Annotated in this window: 2 protein-coding genes and 1 pseudogene; 2 read left to right on the forward strand and 1 reads right to left on the reverse strand. The window is 71.4% G+C overall.

All coding sequences use genetic code 11. From position 1 onward, the window contains the following. The coding region (locus V6M46_RS16670; protein ID WP_442880545.1) for a tRNA (adenosine(37)-N6)-dimethylallyltransferase at nt 1-448 on the forward strand (448 nt) is incomplete at its 5' end. A gap of 2 nt (nt 449-450) precedes the next feature. Here V6M46_RS16670 and V6M46_RS16675 read toward each other — a convergent pair. Next, nucleotides 451-1,545 carry a glycosyltransferase gene (locus V6M46_RS16675; RefSeq protein ID WP_332667135.1) on the reverse strand — a complete coding sequence of 365 codons (1,095 nt, stop codon included), beginning with the start codon at nt 1,543-1,545 and terminating at the stop codon, nt 451-453. Nucleotides 1,546-1,622: 77 nt separating this feature from the next. On the opposite strand from V6M46_RS16675, the pseudogene V6M46_RS16680 reads away from it, so the two are divergent. After that, nucleotides 1,623-1,808, forward strand: a pseudogene (locus V6M46_RS16680) (diaminopimelate epimerase); the annotation flags it as partial.

Consider the following 1,808-nt stretch of genomic DNA (forward strand, 5'->3'; position numbering starts at 1 on the left):
GCCGACCAACGAGCGGCGCCTCGTGCGGGCGCTCGAGGTCATCGACCTGACGGGGGAGCCGTTCATCGCGACGATGCCGCCGTACGAGTCGGTGTTCGACGGCCTGACGATGCTCGGCCTCGATGTGCCGCGGCACGTCCTCGACGTACGCCTCGCCGAGCGGGTCGACCAGATGTGGGCGGCGGGATTCGTCGATGAGGTCCGCGCCCTGCGCGAAGCCGGGCTCGAGGACGGGTTCACCGCCAGCCGGGCGCTGGGCTACCAGCAGATCCTGGCGTTCCTGCGGAGCGAGATCACCGAGGACCAGGCACGCGAGGCGACCGTGACCGGCACGCGGAAGTTCGCCCGGCGGCAGGACCGCCTGTTCCGCAAGGACCCGCGGATCCACTGGCTCCCGTACGACGCCGAGGACCTGGTCGAGCAGGCGTTGGCCCGCGTGAGCACCTGACGTCAGGCTTCCCGTGCGACCTCGAGGATGCGGTCGGCCGCGACCACGGCCCCGTCGATCGCCCGGATCCGCGCGCCGATCGCTGCAGCGGCGTCACGGTGCGCATCGTCGAGCACCGTGTCGACCGCCGTACGGAACGCGGCCGGCTTTGACGACTTCTTGATCGTCACCCCGGCTCCGGCGGCCTCGACGGCCTTGCCGACCATCGGCTGGTCGAGCAACGGATGCATCGGGATGATGACGAGCGGGAGGTCGTGCGCCAGCGCGCGCATCGACGTCGAGTGGCCGCCGTGCGTGATCACTGCCGAGCAGCCGGCCATGACCTCGTCGTGCGGCAGGAACCGGTGCACCGTGGCGTTGGCCGGCACCCTCAGCTCGTCCGGGTCGACAGCAGGGCCCGTGGTCACGACCAGCTCGATCGGTGCGTCGGCAAGGCCGTCCAGGACACGCTGCAGGACTTGGCGCTGACCGGGGAACGAGATCGTGCTGAGGCTCACGAGGACGCGCGGCGGTGATGCGGGGGAGGCCGGCTCCGTACGGGGTTGCACCGGCCCGGTCCAGAGGAACGTGTCGGGCCAGGCGCGTGCGCCCGCGGGGTCGAGGCTCGGGTCGCTGCACACGACGACCGCGTCGCACTCGGCCCAGACCCTCCGGGGGTTGAGGCCCTTGAGCCGGGACGCGATGCCGATCGGGCCGGCCCGCCACGGGCCGTCGAAGTAGGCGTGGAACGTATGGACCAACGCCACGTGCGGCAGTCCCGCGGAGCCGGCGGCGTCGAGGGCGCTGAGCAGCATGCAGTCGACGACCACCACGGAGGCGTCCCGGGCGAGCTCGACGAGGTCCTCACCCTTCGCGCGCTCGGTGAGCTGGTGGATGTATCCCCAGAGCCCCGGAAGGGTGGACTTCGGCGCGATGGGGTCCCACGGCGTCGCATGGGCGTACGGGTGGAAGTCGAGTCCAGCTGCCTCGAAGGTCGCCCGTTGCTGCGGATGGCCGATGACGCGTACGTCATGGCCGCGGCCGGCGAGCTCCACGCCGAGGCCGAGCATCGGCGCCACGTTGCCGCCTGCGTCGAGCGTCGCGAGGACGATGTCCATGTGACGCACCGTCGCACCGAACGGGGCGCGTGGTCAACGCCCGTGTGCTGTCGCTCCCGACGGCTAGACTGGAACCCATGACTTTTCCATGGCTCAAGGGGCACGGCACGGAGAACGACTTCGTGCTGCTCCCGGACCATGACGGCACGATCCACGGCGAGCTGGAGGGTGCCTTCGTGGCCGCCCTCTGCGACCGCCGGCGCGGCATCGGCGCCGACGGCGTCATGCGCGTGATCCGCACGGCCGCGCTCGGCGAGCCCTCG

Source organism: Aeromicrobium sp. (assembly GCF_036676885.1).
Taxonomy (GTDB): domain Bacteria; phylum Actinomycetota; class Actinomycetes; order Propionibacteriales; family Nocardioidaceae; genus Aeromicrobium.

Bases quoted from the DNA above. Each gene is read 5' to 3' on its own strand.
- V6M46_RS16675 (WP_332667135.1), bottom strand. From the start codon at position 1,545: ATGGACATCGTCCTCGCGACGCTCGACGCAGGCGGCAACGTGGCGCCG.